This is a genomic window from Lacisediminihabitans sp. H27-G8 (genome assembly GCF_046156175.1).
Lineage (GTDB): Bacteria > Actinomycetota > Actinomycetes > Actinomycetales > Microbacteriaceae > Lacisediminihabitans.
In genome coordinates this window covers 59195-77229 of record NZ_JAYLVL010000005.1, presented here as the reverse complement: position 1 = coordinate 77229, position 18035 = coordinate 59195, and the positions used below count along the sequence as shown (strand labels likewise).

Here is an 18035-nt window from a genome sequence, read left to right as displayed (position 1 = left end):
CCCCTCACGGAGAACGCCATGAAAACGCTCACCCAGAAAGTTCCCGACCTCGCCGTTCGTCTCTTGCTGTCCGTCCGCGCGCGGGCCGACAGGCTGATGGCGGAACCGGAGGCCGGTATCGATTCCTCGACCGAGAAAGCGATCTACATCGTAGGCGGCGTCGTCCTCGGCCTTGCCGTGATCGGGCTGGTCACCGCATTCGTCAACGGCTACCTCGCCAAACTCCCCTAGGCACGACCCCAATGACGTTCCGGGTAACGATGCGAATACGTGCACGCCGCCTCCGGGCCGGCCTTGCCCGGGAGGACGGCTTTGCCTCCGAGATTATCATCCTGCCCGGCCTGTTCCTGATCCTCATCACAGCCCTCCAAGGGGCGCTCTGGTATTTGGGCAGCAACGTCGCCCAGACCGCCGCCATCGCCGCCTACAACAACGCCCGCGCCTACCAGTCCGCCCCCGCCATCGGGCAAACCGCCGCCAACCAGATAATCGACGGGATGCCGGGCTTCCTCGAGCACCCTCAAGTCGACATCACCCGCACCCCAACAACTGTCACCGTCACCATTACCGGCACCGCAGAATCGTTGATCCCCGGAGTGCAACTCCCACCGGTCACCCGCACCATCACCGGGCCCGTCGAAAGATGGGTACCCGCCCCATGAACCATCTCCACCGAATCCTCCGAGATGAACGCGGCGACGTGGAAGACATCCCCGGCCTTGCCATTGTCCTCATCGGCATCCTCGTGCCGCTGGTTGCCGTCGTCATCTTCATGGGACGCTACGGCCTCGCCGACAACAATGTGCAGTCCGCAGCGGCTGCAGCCGCCCGCGACGCCTCGCTGTCCGGTTCCGACTCAGACGCAGTCCCGCACGCCACCCAGGCCGCGCAGCTCGCCCTCGCCGGCAACGTCACCTGCCAATCCCTCTCGGTTCTCATTGGTGGTGACGGTCTTCACACGGCCCTGGGTCAAACCGGGACCGTGACTGCCACGATCACCTGCCGCATCGACACCGCGGACCTGTCCTTCCCGCTCATCCCCGGTTCTCTTACCATCACCGAGACCGCCGCGAGCCCCGTCGACCCGTACCGGGAGAGGTGAACAGATGAAGTACATCCCCCTGGTCCTCATCCTCGCTGTCGCGATGGTCATCATCGCCGGAGTCGTCGTCGACGGCGACGGGAAAACCCAATCAGTGCAACAAGCCCTGACCATCGCGCAAGGTGCCGCCCGTGCAGGCACCAACGCGGCCACCGGAGATGCCGTCAACGGAGACGCGTTCAACCTCTCACCCCAAGCCGCCATCAACGCCGCCGAAAACTATATCCACGACGCCGATGCCACCGGCACAGTTCGCGTCGCTGGCGACCAAGTCATCGTCACCGTCGACCTCACCTACACTCCTAAAATCCTCGGCGACTTCGGATTCGGCCCCATGCCCGTCCAAGCTACCGCCGCAGCCGAACTCATCGACCAGAACTAACAACCAAGGATCACGCAATGACAAAGTTCCGACGGGTCTCCGTCCTCACAGCAGCAGCCGTTGTAGTCACGATCATGGCGACAGGTTGCGTGCAGGGACACACAGATCCGACCCCGTCACCATCCGCGTCCAGCCCGAAACCGACATCCTCCTCTATTGCTTCCCCAACCTCAAGCGACGACGCATGGGTTCAGGCGAACAAAACGATCGAGTCGTTTACGCAAATCCAGTACCAAATCGAACACGACAGCGGTGCGGATGTCGATCGAATCGACGTGATCGCGACAAACGGTGCCCGGTCGAGCATGCAGCAGATCGCCTCAGACCTCAGCGCGAAAGGACTGAAAATCATCGGCGGGGCTCCTACATGGGAACCTAATGCCGCAGCTTCGTCCTTCGGCACGCTCATCGACAGCAACGGGAAGAGCTATCCCGACGGCATCGTCTACGCCCGCGGATGCTGGGACCTCTCGAAGCAAAGCTCAATGGCCAGCACGGGAACACCCCCGCCTGACCGCAGCGTGAAAGTCTTTCCTATCCAATTCAATGTGGCATATTCACCCGAACTGCGGACCTGGAGGGTAACTGACCAAACGAACATCACTGGGCAAAGCGGGGCACCGCAATGCTGATGACAAAGTCCATCCAGGCTCTGACCGCACTGCTGTTGGGGGCAGCTGCTACGTTCGTTCTCGTAACGCCAGCTAACGCGGACTCAGGGGACGGAAACAACTGCTCGACCGGTGTCGTCGTCGTGTGCGGCGTCGGTGTTGGCAATGGCGGTTCCGGGGGTTCCTCGAACCAGAGCGGCACCACCGGTGCGCCAGCCGGGTTCACTAACGCGCCGGCGAATTGCTCATATCAAGGACAGCCCGTCCCGTGCGAGACCGCCGATGGGTGGTGGAGCAACGAGCCAGGGAATTGTGTGGGTTACGTGCGCCTCGCGCCGGCGGCGGAGCAGTCGCCGCCGCCATCGGGCCAGAGCGCTGGAGCGGGTGCCTGGTATTTGTGCACCACATACTGTCCGCCTGCCGCTGCAGGTGGACGGGACTGCTTCGGTGCGACGTTCTGGTCCGATGTCCCACCCGCCGGAGTAACCACCTACACGCCGGCTGAAGCAGCGGCACTCCTAGTGAAGAGTTTCCCGCTCGCTGGAATCACGATCGGCATGGCTCCCCAAGACAAGACACACACCGACGACCCGGTGGGGACCGCCGCTTACCGGCGCACCTGGGTGGGGATCCCGGTCTGGCTATGGGTCGACAACCCGCAACCTCTCACCTTCGGCCCTTACTCGAAATCCGCAACGCTGGGAGGAGTGACGGTGACCGCAACAGCGGCGGTCCAATCCGTCACCTGGAGCGGCGGGGATGGTCAGACAGTCACCTGCGGTGCCGGAACCACGTTCAACGAAGCTGCGATGCAGGACGAGCTCGCGAGCGACTCACCCACCTGCGGCTTCCGATACCAGAAAACGTCAGGAGACGGGACCTTCACGGTGACGGCGACGAGCAATTGGTTGGTGCGGTGGACAGGCGGCGGAACTGACGGGACCATCGCAGTTCCCACTGTTCGAAGCGTCACCCAGGTGCGGGTGGGTCAGCTGGAGTCCGTGAACACGGTCACCGCCTCCACCGGTCTCGGATATTAGGAGCCGATCGGTGATGAGAAAGTTTCTCCTTGGCGCCGGCGCGCTGCTGACTATCATCGTCATCCTCATCGGTGTGCCCGTCGCGCTGATTCTTGCGGCGGGCAACCCAGTGCCGACCGCAACCCAGTTTCACGACATCGTGACACTGATCCCCGACTACGGCAACGTCATTCTGTTGACGAAGGTTCTGCCGTGCCTCGCGTGGGTCGCGTGGGTTCTATTTGCTGGTCCGTTACTGGTCGAGATCGGAGCCAGCATCGCGGGCAGGCAGACAACAAAACGGGTCTGGGTTCTGAAAGGACAGCAATACGCAGCAGCTGCTCTCGTCTCTGCCGTGCTGATCATGTTCGCCAGTTTCGCCGGATTCCACACGGTCGCGTCGCCCGTGGGGCAGGCGGCCCCTGCGCCTAGCATCTCCATAGGGCCCGTGAGAACTATGCCGGCACCGTCCCGCGTACCGGAGCATCCCGTTGTCGCTGCTGCGGACGCGATCCCGCAGCCGCGTAATGTCATCCATACTGTCCTGCCGGGGGACAACCTGTGGGATATCTCGGAACAGTATTACGGGGTGGGGACCCGGGACATGGACATCTTCCGAGCCTCCACCGGCACCCTGCAACCGGGCGGGCAACGCCTCACTAACCCGAACCTGATTCGCCCCGGGTGGCAGTTGACCGTTCCCGGCGTTCCGGTCGCCGCGGCACCGACTTCGTCCGCCGTCCCAGAACCCGTCCCCGACGGACATGCTGCAAAGAAGCCCGCCAATTCGCCGCCCGTATCCGCGGCGAACCCGCAAGCGGTCGCATCGACCGGGAACCCCGAGTCATCGGCCACCCCGACGACCCCGTCAACATCGAGCCCGTCAACATCGAGCCGGTCGGTCCGAGAAGACGGGGTGAGGACCGTGTCGGATTTCGCTGTACCGCTGAGCACCGCCGGAGGCGTGGTTGGTTTGCTGGCTGCGGCGATCCTTTTTGCGCTTGGTCGGCGCCGGTTGAATCAACGTCGACGCCGACGGTCGGGGCAGCGGATAGCGATGCCGGAGGGTGCGGTCGCTGAGTTTGAGCAGGAGCTGCGGATGCTCGCCAAGCCGCTCGAACTCGCCGACATCGACGATGCCCTGCGTCTGCTTCAGGTTTTCGCCGAGGACACTGGAACGGCCCTCCCGGAGTTGCTCGCGATTCGCATGGCCGAAGAGGAAATCACCTTCTACCTCACCCACCCAGCCGAACTACCGGAACCCTTCCGGGCTGGAACCGCGGAGCGCACGGTGTGGACGATCCAGGCCGGCAGTCGCGTCACCCCACCGCGCACGGTCCTGTCCCCGTATCCGGCGTTGATCATCATTGGCGTCGACGACAACGCGGGAGTGCTGCTCCTCGACCTGGAGCGGTTGGGCATCCTGAACGTCACCGGCGATCACGACAGCGCCGAGGGCATTCTCAACGCGATGGCGGCGGAACTCGCAGGGAACCCGTGGGGTGAACAGATTCAAGTCACCACGGTCGGACTGTCCGGCCGGTTGTCTCGCACCATTAATCGGTTCCGGATTCAACAGAGCGGCGACATCGCAGTGGTGCTTCCCGGCGTGAAAGCCGAGCTCGAAGAACGAGAAGCAGCGCTCAAAACCTATGGTGTCGATGATGTTCATTCCGGTCGCGTCTTAGCATCAGAGACCGAGTCATGGGCACCTCATATCCTTCTGCTGGCGACCATGCCCGACGAACCTTTCCGACAGGCACTGATCACTGCTACGGCCAAGGGTGCGCGGCTGGGATTCGCGGTCATTGCGGCCGGAGAACTGAACCTTGGCAGCGCCACGATCCGAATCGGTGCCCCCGGCCGGGCCGAACTGATCCTCACTGGCGGTGTGATGCCGCCCCTGCCGTTCACTCCGCAAACTCTCGGGCCAGGCGAACTGGGGCTCCTCCAAGAATTATTCGACACCACCGACAACGAAGCGGCTCCGGCCGTTGCGGCCAGCCGCGAAACCAATGACGCATCGCCCGAGCCGTCTGTTATCGCCGCGCGACCCGAATCAGATTCGTCAGAGGAACCCGGGACCCACTCACCGGATGACGTCACGGAGCTACCTGCTCAGGGTGAGGCGGCCATCTCGCCGACGACGCTGCCTGCCCGGGAGGTGCCCGCGCCACGCGCGCCCTATATCCGCCTCCTCGGCCCGGTGGAAGCCGAGGGTCTGGATCCGGCGACCGAGATGCCTGGACGCGGGATCGAGCTGATGGCGTACCTCCTGCTACGCGAAGGCCCTGTCGACGGGCTGCAACTTCAGCGAGCATTCTGGCCGGACACCCGAGACGCCAGCAACAACCAGCGCGGACTCGCCAAACAAGTCCGCGTGGCCCTCGGGCGCAGTTCCTCCGGGGAACCATTCCTGCCCGAAAACGCCAACCACCACGGGTACGCACTCCACCCGGACATTCGCTCCGATTGGGACGACTTCCGTGCATTGATCGGTGAGGATCCGACGCTTGCCAGCAGCGAGCGTCTTATCGCTGCCTTGCACTTGGTCAGGGGGACCCCGTTCGCCGGATCCAACACCCGCCGCTGGTGGCAATGGATCGCCATCGCCCAAGAGGTGATGATCGCCGCCATCATGGACGCCGCGAACGAGCTTGGCGACCGTGCCCTCACGAGCCATAACGCGCCACTGGTGCGTTTCGCCGCCCGCATCCAACAAGCGGTCGACCCTCTCAACGAAGCCGGCTGGCGAATCGAACTGAAGGCAGCACTTCAGGTTGGCGACATCGACACGTTCCATGCCGTCCTCGAGGACCTCTACGCCAGGGTCGGCGGCGACGACCCTGACTATGACGTCGATGACGACACCCGCGCCCTCATCGACCGGGCCAACCAGAGGATCCGTGCGTGACCGACCACGCTGAATTGAACACGCGGCTCCTCCGCCGGTCGGCGGTCACCGCCGCCGGCGCGGCCGTTGTCAGCGCCGGAGTCGCGGTTCTGCTGTTCCCGTACGTGTCCGGCGAAGCGTATGCGTGGGCGCTCACTGTCTGCCTTACGGTAGCTGCCTCTGCAGTGGCGGTTGTGGACGTCAGAACTCACACGCTCCCGAATCGTTACGTCTCAGCCGTTGCTGCCGCGGGATTGGTTCAAGCTGCGGTTGTATCGACTGCCGCTCACGATGGAACGCGATTGCTGGAGTCGCTGATCGCCGCGGTGGCGGTCTTTGCCGTCTACGTGCTACTCGGGTTGGTGGGCTGGTTCGGATTCGGTGACGCCAAATTCGCGGGTGCTCTCGCTGTCACGGTGGCGATCTATGCGGGTTTCGCGGCAATGTACCTCGTACCGCTCGCCATCGTCTTTGCCGCCGCCGGGATGCTCTTCGGCCGTGCGGCCGGGAGGGTCTCGCACGCTCGTGCTCATGGCCCTGCAATTGGATTGGCCGCTGTGTGCATTATGACAACTGCAGTGCTTGGCCTTTTCGCTGCACCGTAGTGTCTCTCGCCTCTGATCGGCTGCAGTCCTGGAAAGCAATTCCGGGATACTCCACGCACCTCTGCTGCTGCGATTGATGACCGCTGTGGTGGTCGTGTGGGCGTGCTGATTTAGCTGAGGAGACTACGGCCGGCGTTCGCCCGGCTCAACGGCTTTCGCGGCATATCCTCGGCTGTGCCTGCGGTATTCCACGGTCCGTTGCCCCGAGCTCTCTGGTCGGCCGTCTGGTCGTCTCTCGCCAAACCGGCACACACGATCAGAACCACGGAGAACATCATGGATGACGAGAACGAGAACATCGACGGCTACGAGATACCGGTCGACCCAGCAGACCTCGTCCAATGCGATAGCTGCCAGTAAAGCGCGCATCGCGTCCGGGGGCCAGCCAGAGGCTGGCTCCCCGAACATTCGCAATCCCTCACAAGCCGGCCGGTGCAATGCTGGCGGTAAACAGCGTTCCCGTTGCGCGCCGTTCCTGTGTGTTGGCGCTTCGAGTTCCTCTCGCGGACTGAAGTGCTCAGTTGCGCGGCTTCGCCGCCCTGTCCTTACTGGCACCGAGGTGCCTTTTCGGCGGGTGATTGTTCGGGATCATTCCTTCCTGGTCAAGCCACACGAAATTCTTCGACCAAACCGCTTCGCTTTTAAGTCGAAGATTTTCGTTCTTCGGGCTTGACCATTCCCTCCTGATCCCGAATTTCGGCAGGTGCCGAAAGGCACTGAGGTTCTGAGAGGGACGTGATTCCCACGTCTCCGGGGCCTCCGTCTGAAATCAGAGGGAGCAACACGAAATGAGCACTACAGAAACAAGCACCAGGATCCGCGTCCAGTACGTTGACCCGCGTGAAGTGGTGATCAAGGCGAACGTCCGCACGCAGGTAAACCTGACCCGCGAGTTCGTCGCGTCGATCAAACGGCACGGCGTCATCGTCCCGGTGATCGGATACCCCGGTGAGGACGGTCGGGTGACCGTCGAGGAGGGCCAGCGCCGCATCCTAGGGGCGATTGAGGCGGAACGCTTTGAAGTTCCCGCCTACATCGTGCCCGAGTCCGACACCGAAGCGATCCGCATCATCCGGCAGTTGATCGCCAACGACCAGCGCACGGCGCTGACCGACGGGGAACGCGCGGCAGCGTGGAAGCAGTTGGAGTTGGACGGGCTGTCTGTGACGGCGATCGCAAGGGAGTTGGGCGAGAAGCCGAAAAGGGTGAAGGCCGGTCTTGCGGTGGTCGACAGTGAGGTTGCGACGAACGCGGTGACCGAGCACCAGTTGACGCTTGATCAGGCTCTTGTGCTGATCAAGTTCGAGGATGACCCGGAGCTCGTGCGGACGTTGGAGGAGTCGGCGCGCAACAACCCGGACGGGTTCGCTCACTACGCCCAGCGGCTGCGTGACCAGCGTGACACGGACCGGCAGGTTGCGAGCCTGATCGAGGGATTCGCTCAGCGTGGTATTCGGGTGATCGATTGGCCGGGATGGGATGACAAGACCACTGCGCGAGTGGAGGACTTGGAGTACGCGGACGGTGCGCCCCTGACCATCGAGGGCTACGAAGGGAAGCCCGGTCACGCGATCGCGGTGCACGAGTCGTGGCGGGGTGTCGAGTTCGGGCACTTCGTCACGGACTTCAAAGCCCACGGGCTGCGCAAGCCGAGCGCGACCGGTGCGCCGGTCGGGAAGTGGACGGAGGAGGAGAAGACGGAGCGGCGCACCCTGATCGCTAACAACAAGGCATGGGGGAGCGCGGAGGTTGTTCGGCGGGAATGGCTGGCCTCGTTCCTCTCCCGCCGCACCCTACCGAAGGACGCGCTGCCGTTCGCGGCGACCGTGCTGGTGGCGCACACCAGTCAGCTGCGCAGTGCACTGGACGACCACCACGCGGTGGCGCTGGAGTTGCTCGGCTTCGAGTACAAGTGGGGCACCAGAAGCCCACTCGCACCCCTGGTCGAGCACAACCCCGCCAAAACTGGGACGGTGCTGGTCGCGGTGGCGGTAGCCGCGATGGAGGGTGCCACATCGAAGAATACGTGGCGTAACCCGACCTCCGACGATGTGGCGTACTTCACCGCGTTGCAGGGCTGGGGTTACACCCTCTCAGAGGTCGAGGATCTTGTCCTCGGCATCAGCCCTCAGCCGAACCCAGCCGACGAGGACGATGCCCCGGTAGACGAGGCATCCACTCCCGACGAGACCGATGTGGCCGAGCCTGCCGACCCGGAATCGGACGCGGCTGATTCCGATCCGGATCATTCGGGGCCAACCGACGTAGTCGATCAGGACACGGACGGCGAGTAGTCGCCAAAGGGTGCCGCCCACGCCAAACGTGTGGGCGGTACCCCGGACTCGACGCTTCCGGAAGGGAACAACAGATCATGAACGTTTCACCTATCACCGCCGTGGAGAACGGCACCGACGAACGGCTCGCCCGCATCGCCCTGACCCTGTTCAGCGAACTCGCCGACCCCATCACGGGGGCGCTGATCGCAATTTACGGTGCATCCTGCACCGCGCAGATCGTCCTCGGCGTGCACAACGGAAACGAGGCGGACGCTGGCACGGTCGCGCAGTTCCGTGAGCAGGTCACCGATCGTACGACGAGCACCCAGCTCGAGCAGGTGCTGCGCGCCACGGAACAGTTCGACTCGCGCGTCATCATTCCCGGCGACCCGGAGTGGCCCGAAGGGTTGGCCGACCTTGGCATCTACGAACCGATCGCCCTGTGGGCAAGAGGTAACACTGAACTCCTCACCTAACCGATTGCACGACGCGTCGCCATGGTCGGAGCGCGCGCCGCCACCGGGTACGGGGAACACGTAGCAATGGAACTCGCCGCAGGGCTGGTCGCGCGCGTGTACACGGTCGTGTCCGGTGCGGGATACGGCATCGACGGGATGGCGCACCGGGCAACACTCGCCGCCCACGGCGACACCATCGCCGTGCTCGCTGGGGGAGTCGACCGGTTCTACCCGGCAGGGCACGACACCCTGCTGCAGCGGATCACCGAGGAAGGACTCGTGATCAGCGAACTCCCTCCGGGTAGCCCACCCACTCGCTGGCGATTCCTGCAACGGAACCGGATTCTCGCCAGCATCAGCGCCGCCACCGTAGTGGTAGAGGCCGGGTGGCGGTCGGGTTCCCTGAACACCGCTGGCCACGCGCACGCCCTCGGGCGCAAACTCGGGGCCGTGCCTGGCCCTGTGACCAGCGCCGCCAGTGCGGGCTGCCACCGGTTGATCCGCGACTTCGGGGCGACGCTGGTCACCAACGCAGAGGAGGTCGCCGAGCTGGTGCGAACCGCGAACTGACCACTCAATACACATGAAGGCCCCCGCCCACCCGGTGGGGGCTTTCGCCATGCCCGCACATAGCTGGTCTATTCTTTGTGGCAACTCGCCTCACTTTCTCACCGTCCGTCCAGAACCTCCACGCTCGTCCCTGAGCTCTCCTTCATCGAGAAGGTACGGAGCCTGCACCAGCTCAAGGTGCCCACACACCTCTTGCAGTCGAGGTGGGCTGCGCGTACCTCACTCGGAGCAGGAGTGAGAACAACGGGGGTGGTGGGTGTGACGGTGTCGATGCGGGTGATGTCGGCCGGGGATGGTTACCGCTACCTGTTGAAGACTGTTGCGGCGGGGGATGGGAACCGGGATTTATCGACACCTTTGACCCGGTATTACCAGGAGAAGGGAGCGCCGCCGGGATACTGGATCGGCTCGGGCCTCAGCGGGCTCGGCGACGGGGGGCTGGTGCCTGGCTGCGAGGTGACGGACGAGCACCTCCGGCTGCTGCTTGGGGCGGGCTGTGATCCGCTGACGGGGGAACCACTCGGGAAGGCACGGTTGACGTTCAAGACCGCGGCAGACCGCATCGATGCCCGCGTCCGGGACCTGCCGGCGGGGCTGGGTGTTGTGGAGCGGGCTGAGGCAATCACCCTGATCGAGTCTGAGGAGGACGCACGCGATCGCCGTCGTGCTGTTGCGGGGTTCGATTACACGTTTTCTGTGCCGAAGAGTGTGAGCACGGTGTGGGCTGTTGCGGATGGTGCCACCCAGGGGCTGATTGTGCAGGCCCACCATGATGCTGTTGCGGAGGTGATCGGCATGTTGGAGCGGGAGGTTGCCATGACCAGGGTTGGTGTTGACGCCGGGGGCGGTTCGGTTGCGCAAGTGGAGGTGCGGGGTGTTGTTGCGACCGCTTATGATCACTACGACTCGAGGTCCTCTGACCCGCAGTTGCACACCCATGTGGTGGTGGCGAACAAAGTGCAGGGTGCACATGACGGGAGATGGCGGACCTTGGATGGTCGTCCGATGCATGCGGCGGTGGTGGCGTTGTCGGAGCATTACAACGCGATCCTCGCCGACCACCTCACCCGCGACCTCGGTCTGGGCTGGGAGATGCGCGAGCGGGGGGAGCGCCGTAATCCGGCGTTCGAAATCGTCGGGGTGCCAGATGAGCTCATTCATGAGTTCTCGTCCCGCTCCCGAGACATCGAAGTCGCCACCGATGGGCTGATCGAAGAGTTCGTGGACAAGCACGGGCGCCGCCCTTCGGGAAAGGCGATACTGCGGTTGCGGGCCGAAGCAACGTTGATGACCAGAGCGGAGAAGACGGTGCATTCCCTTGCCGACCTCACTGCCGGGTGGCGGGAACGGGCGAGCGTACTCCTTGGCCAGGACAGCACCACCTGGGCCACCCGCATCGTCGCCGACAGCGGCCGCCCGGCTTTGTTGCGCGCCGACGAGCTGTCCTTGGAGATGTTGGAGGGGATCGGGCACACCGTGGTCGCGGTGGTGGGGCAGAAGCGGTCGACGTGGCGTCGATGGAATTTGCACGCGGAAGCATCCCGGCAACTGATGGGCGTCCGGTTCGTCTCCACCGTCGATCGTGAAGCCGCCCTGGGACTGGTGGTGGATGCGGCTGAGCAGGGTTCGATCCGGATCACTCCACCGGAGCTTGCGACTTCCCCGGTCGTGTTCCAACGTCCGGATGGGTCGAGTGTGTTCCGTCCGAAGCATGGCACCTTGTTCACCTCGACCGCGTTGCTTGCGGCCGAGGATCGCCTCCTTGACCTCGCCCACACCACCACTGCACGCCGGGTGGACGCGGCCACGGTTGAGAAAGTCACGGGCATGCCGGCTTCGAATAGGCAGGTTCTATCCGCGGATCAAAGGGAGGTGATCGGGCAAATTGTCGCGTCCGGGCGGGTCGTCGATGTTCTCGTCGGTCCTGCCGGGACGGGGAAGACGACAATGCTTGGTGTTCTTCGCGCGGTGTGGGAGGCCGAATACGGGAGGGGGTCGGTGGCGGGGTTGGCGCCGTCCGCGGCCGCCGCAAAGGTCCTTGCCGAAGAGTTGGGGATTGCGACGGAGAACACCGCGAAATGGGTGCACGCCCACACCCACAACGGATGGGCGCTCACCCCCGGTCAACTCCTCATTGTCGATGAGGCATCCCTTGCCGGCACCTTCACACTGGACACTCTCGCCACCCACGCCGCCAAGGTTGGGGCGAAAGTCTTACTGGTGGGGGACTGGGCACAACTCTCCGCGGTGGATGCCGGTGGTGCGTTCGGGATGATCGCCCGCGACAGGGACCGGGCCCCCGAACTTTCTGATGTGCGGCGGTTCCGAAACGAGTGGGAGAAAACAGCGACTCTCGCCTTACGCATTGGTGACAGCTCCGTGATCGACACCTATCTGGAACACCACCGTGTGGTCGGCGGGGACCTCGAGAACACTCTCGCGACCGCGTACGGTGCGTGGTGGGCCGACCTCGCTCAGGGGCGTGTATCGGTGATGATCGCCGAAACGGTTGACACTGTTCGGGTACTAAACGAGAGGGCCCGCCTGGACCGGATGATCGCTGGGAAGGTGTCCGCGATCAGACCGGTAAATTTGCATGACGAGACTCAGGCCAGCCGTGGGGACCTGGTGATCACCCGGAAGAACAACCGGACTCTGACCACTGGCAAGGCGTGGGTGAAGAACGGTGACCGGTGGATCATCACCGCCACCCACTCCGACGGTTCAGTCTCCGTCCGACGTGCGGGGAGACGTGTCGGGGGTGCGGTGCGTCTGCCAGCGCGGTATGTGGCGGAGAATGTGGAGCTTGCCTACGCGTTGACCGTGTACCGGGCGCAAGGCTCCACCGTGGATACTGCCCACGCGGTCGTGCACTCCAGTTCCATGACCCGGGAGACGTTCTACGTGTCGATGACGCGGGGGCGGGATGCGAACACCTGTTACGTCGCTACCGACCAGGCCCACCTCGAGGAACACCAGCACTTCCCCGACGATGAGGTCACAGTAAGAGGGATCCTCGCTAGAGTGCTGGGCCATGAGGGCGCCCAGAAGAGCGCTCACGAGGCCATCGTCACTGAGCACAACAGTTGGGCGGGGATCGCCCACCTTGCCGCAGAATACGAAACCATCGCAGATGTTGCGCAACACAAACGTTGGGTAGCGCTCGTCAGCGCGAGCGGGTTGAACGCGGCGCAGGCCCGCCAAGTTGTGGAGGCCGAATCGTTCGGGCCCCTCACCGCCGAGTTCCGTCGTGCCGAAGCCCACCACCACAACCCGGGCACCCTGCTCCCCAGATTGGTCACCGCCCGGGATCTCAGCGACGCCGACGACATCGGCGCCGTGCTTCGACACCGCCTCCAACGCGCCACCGCCACCTGCAGTGGAACAAGCCGGGTGCGCCCATCGCCTCGGCTCATCGCAGGACTCATCCCCGAAGCCACCGGCGACATGCCCGCCGAAATGCGGACTGCGCTCAAGGAACGCAAACACCTCATCGAAGACCGCGCCACGACGATCGCCGAAACAGCGACGAAGACCCACGAACCCTGGACCAGGGCGTTGGGGGAGCCGCCAACCAATCCCCGACAACACCAAGTGTGGCTCCGACATGTAAGGACCGTGGCTGCGTACCGGGACCGCTACAACATCTCAGGCAACACGCCAATCGGAAAAGAAGCCGGAGACACCAACCAGCGGCTGGACGCGGAACGCGCGCGGGTCGCCCTCCGCAACGCGCGGAGACTTGGCGGAATCTCCCCCGCGCACACACCGAGCCGACACGCGGAACGCACACAGGACCGATCTCAGCCAACACTCTGACTCAGGGCGGGAGAACACGGAAATCCAACCTGTTCCGCTTCCAGAGTCCGGGGTAAAACGCGAGTAGGCAGTCTGTTCTGGCCGACCCAGCACTCAAGTCTGGGCGGCACAACCCCGCCGCCGGGTGTCCGATAACTGATTTCGTGAAACTGCCCGACCGCAACCATTCGCGTCAATCAGACAGGACACCACCATTGCTCGTTCTCGCTATGCAACTGGCAATCACAATCCGAGCGGCCCCCCTTTGCGTCCGCCAACATGTTGCTGAGTTGGCTCCGATCCCGCAACGGCCTGAAATGAGGGACCCCATTCCTGCTCTTGGGGGTCGTTTACTTCATCGCGGCCGCCGCACTCACCCCAGTAGTCCAACTCGGCAGGCCCGGGTGGCTCAATCTGCTCGTCCCCCTCGGCCTCTGGAACGGAATCAAGTTCATCTGCTTCGGACCCATCAGCCTGATCCTTCTTCCCCGCGCGCGGATCAAAGAACACCGACAGAGTCAGACCGCCATCTTCTGGGGATAACCGGCGACGAGCAGTCTGAACGCATGGTCTCGGGGCGGCTGTCCCGGTACGGTCGTACACATGTGTGGCCGTTATGCGATGACCCAGGAGACTGATCAGCTCATCACCGACTTCGTGGCCGAGGGCGGGGATTTCCGTGATTGGCGACTGTCAAGCCCCGGGTTTGGTGGAGGGTCGGTTAGACCCGTTCCATCTGTGTGATGGACGGGGTGGTGCTGTTTAGGAATTCGTTCTCAACCTCGATGGGTGGTCGGTGGCCGATCTCGCCGTGGAGCCTGCGGTGGTTGAACCAGTCGATGTATTCGGCCGTCACGATCTCGACATCGTTGATGCCTCGCCAGGGTCCTTTGTTGCGGATCAGTTCGGCTTTGAAGAGCGAGTTGAACGCTTCAGCGAGGGCGTTATCGTAGCTGTCACCTTTGGATCCGACCGAGGCGACAGCCTCGGCTTCGGCGAGACGGTCGGTGTAACGAATGGCTCGATATTGAACTCCGCGGTCGCTGTGGTGAATGAGTTGAGAGAGGTCCCGGCCTGCTCGCCGGCGAGTCCAGATCCCCATCTCCAACGCGTCGAGGGCCAGATCGGTGTGCAGGCTAGTCGATAGTTGCCAGCCGACGACACGACGGGCGAACACATCGATGACGAAGGCGGCGTAAACCCATCCGGAGAACGTCCGAATATAGGTGATGTCGGCGACCCAGAGGCAGTCCGGGGCGGTCGCCGTGAACCGGCGGTCGACCAAGTCCGCAGGCCGATCCGCCAACGGCCCCGGAATTGTTGTGCGGGGTCCTCTGGCCCGACGGATACCGCGAAGGCCCTCCCTCTTCATCAGGCGTTCGACGGTGCAACGGGCGACCTGGTCGCCGTTCCGACGCAGCTCGGCATGAACTTTCCGAACCCCGTAGACCCCATAGTTGACCGTATGGATCTGGTGGATCTTCTCGGTCATGATGTCGTCCGAGAAGGCTCGCCTCGACGGCGGCCGGCCCTTCGCCGCGTAATACGTTTGCGGGGCGATCGGCAGGTGCCTGCAGACCGGCTCGACCCCAAACTCGTCCTTGTGATCGTCAATGAACTGGATCATCTGCTCAGTGGGCGGTCGAGCTCCGCCGTGAAGAAAGCCGACGCCGCTTTCAAAATCGCATTCGCCCGTCGAAGCTCACGGTTCTCCCGCTCCAACGCGACCAGCCGGACATGCTCATCGGTCGTCGTCCCGGGCCGTGCCCCTTCGTTGATCTCGGCTCGTTGAACCCAACCGCGAAGCGTGTCCGGCGGGACACCGAGCTGCTGCCCGACCCTCGTGCACACCCCACGACGGCCACCGGCATCATCACGTGCATCAAGCACAAGACGAACCGCACGCTGGCGAAGCTCTTCCGGATACCTACGTTGTACTGCCATTGGTCCTCATCCACTTTCGGGGAATCAAGAACCTCCATTAAACCCGGGGCAATTCAGACCGTCCTACAACATCGCCCCCACTGACACGATCCCCGTACTGATCCAAGCCGTGAAAGGCGACGATGACACGGTGGTGCGACGGTTGGAGCCGGCACGCTGGTCACTCGTGCCGGGCTGGTCGAAGGCTCTCAAAGTTAAGTACCCCACCTTCAATGCACGGTCGGAGGATCTCGCCTCCAAAACTACCTGGAAGGGTCCGCTGAAAACACATCGCGCCCTGGTGCCAGCGTCTCGGTATTTCGAGTGGCAGACTTTTTCGCACGGGAAGAAAGTCCCACACTTCATCCATAATCCGGCCGGCGAACCGCTGATGTTCGCAGGTTTGTATTCCTGGTGGAAAGACCACACCGTCAGCGACGATGATCCGAACGAGTGGACGCTCACCACTACGATCCTGACCGCCGGTGCGGTAGACGAGTTTCTGCATATCCACGACCGAAACCAGGTCATGCTCCCGGAGGAATGGTGGGACCAGTGGCTTGACCCGACCGTTGCGGGAACTCAGGAGCTCGTCGACGCGGCAGTGGCCGCTGCGCTTCCTGTCGCCTCCTCCCTTCCGGCTGGGGGTGCGTTGTTGAGCCTCACGACGGGCGCGAGGTCCGTAGAGCACACATATCACAGCAGTGATGTCGCAGCCGTGAGCACGCGACCGTCGTGACGCGGCGGTGAGCAGTCCTGATTCTGGCCGGTAGGTCAGATCAGCATGAGATTAGGTCGGGGTGGGCCTTGTGGTTGTACGGCTGATCCCCATACTCAGACTTTTTATTCGGTGCCGGCGATCGTTAATCTGATCGACACGGCGGTCGTCGTCCAGCTGCACGCCTCAGCATCGACTTGTGCAGGTGTTGCACCGAACCGTACCCACGCGGTCACTGGTTTGGGTTGAGGATCCCGGGTGACCGTCTCGGTATCCAGTGCCAGTTCGGCGCGAGTTAGGGACTGCAGCGGGCCGGAGGTGGCGGCGATCCGTTTGAGAATGTTCTGTCCCATCAGACGGTCGTAGTGAGCCGCATACCGCTTACTCGTTCTGATGGACGCACTCCTTTCCTGCTGTTCCCGCGCTCAGCCATTCGAACACATATTCGAACACATATTCGAATCAATGCTCGATGAGCCATTTCGTCGCAGCGAGCACGTGAAGATGATCAATCACCGGGGGAGGGACCATAGAAGCACCTACGGGTCGGAGGGCTGCGTGGACGGTCAAGGTGATGCCTGGTCGAATCGGAGCCTCCACTTCCGGGGGAGCGGTCCACAGTTCGGTGGGCTGCGAGTGGTGGGCTGCAGAGTGGTTGTCATGACGGGGTTACCGGAAATGGATGTTGCTCGGGTGCAACGGTGGTGCCGGACGAGGGTGCCGGAGCATGTTCGGGATGAGATCCGGGTTGAGGTGGACGTTGCCGACCGTCATCTCACGATCATGGAATGCCGACCACCCTGGCAGGACGAGGAGGCCGGCTCTGAGTGGTCTCGGTTTCCGATCGCCCGGATCCGGTTCACGAAAACGACGGGCCTGTGGGAACTGTTCTGGCGCGACCGGCACCTACGTTTCCATCTCTACGATTTAGTGCCGGCGACAGCAACTATCGAGGACCTGTTGTCGGAGGTGGAGCGGGATCCGACAGCTATCTTCTGGGGATAACCGGCCACCAGCACTCTCAGAGCAGTCTGAACGCACATCTCGGGGTGGGTGTCCCGGTACGGTCGTACACATGTGTGGCAGATTCGCTATGACGAAAGAGACCGACGAGCTCATAACGGAGTTCGTGGCCCAGGGCGGCGATTTCCGCGACTGGCGTCCGTTCTACAACATCGCCCCTGCCCAAACGATCCCCGTGCTGCTCGAGTCCGCGAGAGGCAGTGCCGACGTCGTCCGGCGGCTCGAGCCGGCCCGCTGGTCACTGTTGATATCGACCGCGCGGCGGCCTAGGTACGGCGCGTCACCCAGGATGACACCGGGCAGTAGCGTCGGTTCGGGCCTGAGAGTAGGAACAAGATATGACTGATACGACGCACCTCATTGGGAACGGTTTGATTCGCAATCCTCCACAACAGGGGCGTTCTCGGGCAACTCTCGAACGGATTGAGGCTGCTGCCAGGCAGCTGCTCCGGGATCCGGAAATCGGCCGAGACAGGTTCACTACCGCGCAGGTTGCCAGAGGTGCGGATGTGTCGATCGGCACTCTGTACCGATACTTCGATGACCGCACCGCGATCCTCGAGCACGTCTGGCCCGAGCGGCAAGACGCCGCGATGCCACCCGAATAGCCCACCGCCGCGACCTACCGACGGTGATAGGTCTCACAAGCCACGCCCT

The 18035-nt window shown here is 63.3% G+C and carries 18 protein-coding genes and 1 other annotated feature; of the genes, 16 read left to right on the top strand and 2 right to left on the bottom strand.

Annotation, left to right across the window (positions count from 1 at the left end):
* Nucleotides 1-18 precede the first annotated feature (18 nt).
* From VLI63_RS15355 to mobF, 12 genes are all read left to right on the top strand, one after another.
* Nucleotides 19-231, top strand: coding sequence for a hypothetical protein (locus tag VLI63_RS15355; protein ID WP_409157737.1), 213 nt, complete (start codon nucleotides 19-21; stop codon nucleotides 229-231).
* Nucleotides 232-260: 29 nt separating this feature from the next.
* A complete protein-coding gene (locus tag VLI63_RS15350; RefSeq protein ID WP_409157736.1) occupies nucleotides 261-662 on the top strand; it encodes a hypothetical protein in 402 nt (133 codons plus the stop codon).
* On the top strand, nucleotides 659-1102 hold the full coding sequence (locus VLI63_RS15345; protein WP_409157735.1) for a hypothetical protein: 444 nt from the start codon (nucleotides 659-661) through the stop codon (nucleotides 1100-1102). Before VLI63_RS15350 ends, VLI63_RS15345 begins: the two co-directional genes overlap by 4 nt.
* A gap of 4 nt (nucleotides 1103-1106) precedes the next feature.
* On the top strand, nucleotides 1107-1484 hold the full coding sequence (locus tag VLI63_RS15340) for a hypothetical protein (RefSeq protein WP_409157734.1): 378 nt from the start codon (nucleotides 1107-1109) through the stop codon (nucleotides 1482-1484).
* Between the two features lie 17 nt (nucleotides 1485-1501).
* The gene (locus VLI63_RS15335; protein WP_409157733.1) at nucleotides 1502-2116 is read left to right on the top strand and encodes a hypothetical protein; all 615 of its coding nucleotides are present in this window, start codon (nucleotides 1502-1504) and stop codon (nucleotides 2114-2116) included.
* A gap of 500 nt (nucleotides 2117-2616) precedes the next feature.
* Nucleotides 2617-3135 (top strand): hypothetical protein, encoded by a 519-nt coding sequence (locus tag VLI63_RS15330; RefSeq protein WP_409157732.1) that lies wholly within the window; start codon nucleotides 2617-2619, stop codon nucleotides 3133-3135.
* A 13-nt stretch (nucleotides 3136-3148) separates the two neighbouring features.
* Entirely contained in the window at nucleotides 3149-6028 is a 2880-nt protein-coding gene (locus tag VLI63_RS15325; protein ID WP_409157731.1) for a LysM peptidoglycan-binding domain-containing protein, read from the top strand.
* Complete coding sequence (locus VLI63_RS15320; protein ID WP_409157730.1) at nucleotides 6025-6612, top strand: prepilin peptidase; 588 nt, start codon at nucleotides 6025-6027, stop codon at nucleotides 6610-6612. Before VLI63_RS15325 ends, VLI63_RS15320 begins: the two co-directional genes overlap by 4 nt.
* A 788-nt stretch (nucleotides 6613-7400) precedes the next feature.
* Nucleotides 7401-8906, top strand: a complete 1506-nt coding sequence (locus tag VLI63_RS15315) for a ParB/RepB/Spo0J family partition protein (RefSeq protein WP_409157729.1) — start codon at nucleotides 7401-7403, stop codon at nucleotides 8904-8906.
* A gap of 77 nt (nucleotides 8907-8983) precedes the next feature.
* The gene (locus VLI63_RS15310; protein WP_409157728.1) at nucleotides 8984-9364 is read left to right on the top strand and encodes a hypothetical protein; all 381 of its coding nucleotides are present in this window, start codon (nucleotides 8984-8986) and stop codon (nucleotides 9362-9364) included.
* Between the two features lie 21 nt (nucleotides 9365-9385).
* Nucleotides 9386-9916: a DNA-processing protein DprA gene (locus VLI63_RS15305; protein ID WP_409157727.1), complete on the top strand. Its 531-nt coding sequence runs from the start codon at nucleotides 9386-9388 to the stop codon at nucleotides 9914-9916.
* Nucleotides 9917-10150: 234 nt separating this feature from the next.
* Nucleotides 10151-13735 carry a MobF family relaxase gene (gene mobF, locus VLI63_RS15300; protein WP_409157726.1) on the top strand — a complete coding sequence of 1195 codons (3585 nt, stop codon included), beginning with the start codon at nucleotides 10151-10153 and terminating at the stop codon, nucleotides 13733-13735.
* A gap of 700 nt (nucleotides 13736-14435) precedes the next feature.
* On the opposite strand, the gene VLI63_RS15295 is transcribed toward mobF, so the two are convergent.
* Nucleotides 14436-15658, bottom strand: a protein-coding gene (locus tag VLI63_RS15295) for an IS3 family transposase (RefSeq protein WP_409157725.1) whose coding sequence is annotated in 2 segments (ribosomal slippage) — nucleotides 14436-15379 and nucleotides 15379-15658 — 1224 coding nt in all. Because the reading frame shifts where the segments join, the coding sequence is not laid out codon by codon here.
* Nucleotides 15267-15380, bottom strand: a sequence feature (AL1L pseudoknot). Its footprint overlaps the gene before it by 114 nt.
* Between VLI63_RS15295 and VLI63_RS15290 the strand changes: the two genes are divergently transcribed.
* A complete protein-coding gene (locus VLI63_RS15290; RefSeq protein ID WP_409157724.1) occupies nucleotides 15558-16376 on the top strand; it encodes an SOS response-associated peptidase in 819 nt (272 codons plus the stop codon). The genes VLI63_RS15295 and VLI63_RS15290 overlap by 101 nt on opposite strands.
* 104 nt (nucleotides 16377-16480) lie before the next feature.
* Here VLI63_RS15290 and VLI63_RS15285 read toward each other — a convergent pair whose 3' ends face one another.
* Entirely contained in the window at nucleotides 16481-16708 is a 228-nt protein-coding gene (locus tag VLI63_RS15285) for a hypothetical protein (protein ID WP_409157723.1), read from the bottom strand.
* A gap of 307 nt (nucleotides 16709-17015) precedes the next feature.
* Between VLI63_RS15285 and VLI63_RS15280 the strand changes: the two genes are divergently transcribed.
* The 3 genes from VLI63_RS15280 (at nucleotide 17016) to VLI63_RS15270 (ending at nucleotide 17986) form a co-directional block, all read left to right on the top strand.
* Entirely contained in the window at nucleotides 17016-17360 is a 345-nt protein-coding gene (locus VLI63_RS15280; RefSeq protein WP_409157722.1) for a DUF3024 domain-containing protein, read from the top strand.
* 70 nt (nucleotides 17361-17430) lie between these two features.
* Entirely contained in the window at nucleotides 17431-17724 is a 294-nt protein-coding gene (locus VLI63_RS15275) for an SOS response-associated peptidase family protein (protein ID WP_409157721.1), read from the top strand.
* Nucleotides 17717-17986, top strand: a complete 270-nt coding sequence (locus tag VLI63_RS15270) for a TetR/AcrR family transcriptional regulator (protein WP_409157720.1) — start codon at nucleotides 17717-17719, stop codon at nucleotides 17984-17986. The genes VLI63_RS15275 and VLI63_RS15270 overlap by 8 nt, the downstream gene beginning before the upstream one ends.
* Nucleotides 17987-18035 lie beyond the last annotated feature (49 nt).

What these genes read in the sequence shown, in the direction of transcription:
- VLI63_RS15355 (WP_409157737.1), top strand. Translation starts at nt 19, where the DNA reads ATGAAAACGCTCACCCAGAAAGTTCCCGACCTCGCCGTTCGTCTCTTG.
- VLI63_RS15350 (WP_409157736.1), top strand. Translation starts at nt 261, where the DNA reads ATGCGAATACGTGCACGCCGCCTCCGGGCCGGCCTTGCCCGGGAGGAC.
- VLI63_RS15345 (WP_409157735.1), top strand. Translation starts at nt 659, where the DNA reads ATGAACCATCTCCACCGAATCCTCCGAGATGAACGCGGCGACGTGGAA.
- VLI63_RS15340 (WP_409157734.1), top strand. Translation starts at nt 1,107, where the DNA reads ATGAAGTACATCCCCCTGGTCCTCATCCTCGCTGTCGCGATGGTCATC.
- VLI63_RS15335 (WP_409157733.1), top strand. Translation starts at nt 1,502, where the DNA reads ATGACAAAGTTCCGACGGGTCTCCGTCCTCACAGCAGCAGCCGTTGTA.
- VLI63_RS15325 (WP_409157731.1), top strand. Translation starts at nt 3,149, where the DNA reads ATGAGAAAGTTTCTCCTTGGCGCCGGCGCGCTGCTGACTATCATCGTC.
- VLI63_RS15315 (WP_409157729.1), top strand. Translation starts at nt 7,401, where the DNA reads ATGAGCACTACAGAAACAAGCACCAGGATCCGCGTCCAGTACGTTGAC.
- VLI63_RS15310 (WP_409157728.1), top strand. Translation starts at nt 8,984, where the DNA reads ATGAACGTTTCACCTATCACCGCCGTGGAGAACGGCACCGACGAACGG.
- VLI63_RS15305 (WP_409157727.1), top strand. Translation starts at nt 9,386, where the DNA reads ATGGTCGGAGCGCGCGCCGCCACCGGGTACGGGGAACACGTAGCAATG.
- VLI63_RS15285 (WP_409157723.1), bottom strand. Translation starts at nt 16,708, where the DNA reads ATGGGACAGAACATTCTCAAACGGATCGCCGCCACCTCCGGCCCGCTG.
- VLI63_RS15280 (WP_409157722.1), top strand. Translation starts at nt 17,016, where the DNA reads ATGACGGGGTTACCGGAAATGGATGTTGCTCGGGTGCAACGGTGGTGC.
- VLI63_RS15275 (WP_409157721.1), top strand. Translation starts at nt 17,431, where the DNA reads ATGTGTGGCAGATTCGCTATGACGAAAGAGACCGACGAGCTCATAACG.
- VLI63_RS15270 (WP_409157720.1), top strand. Translation starts at nt 17,717, where the DNA reads ATGACTGATACGACGCACCTCATTGGGAACGGTTTGATTCGCAATCCT.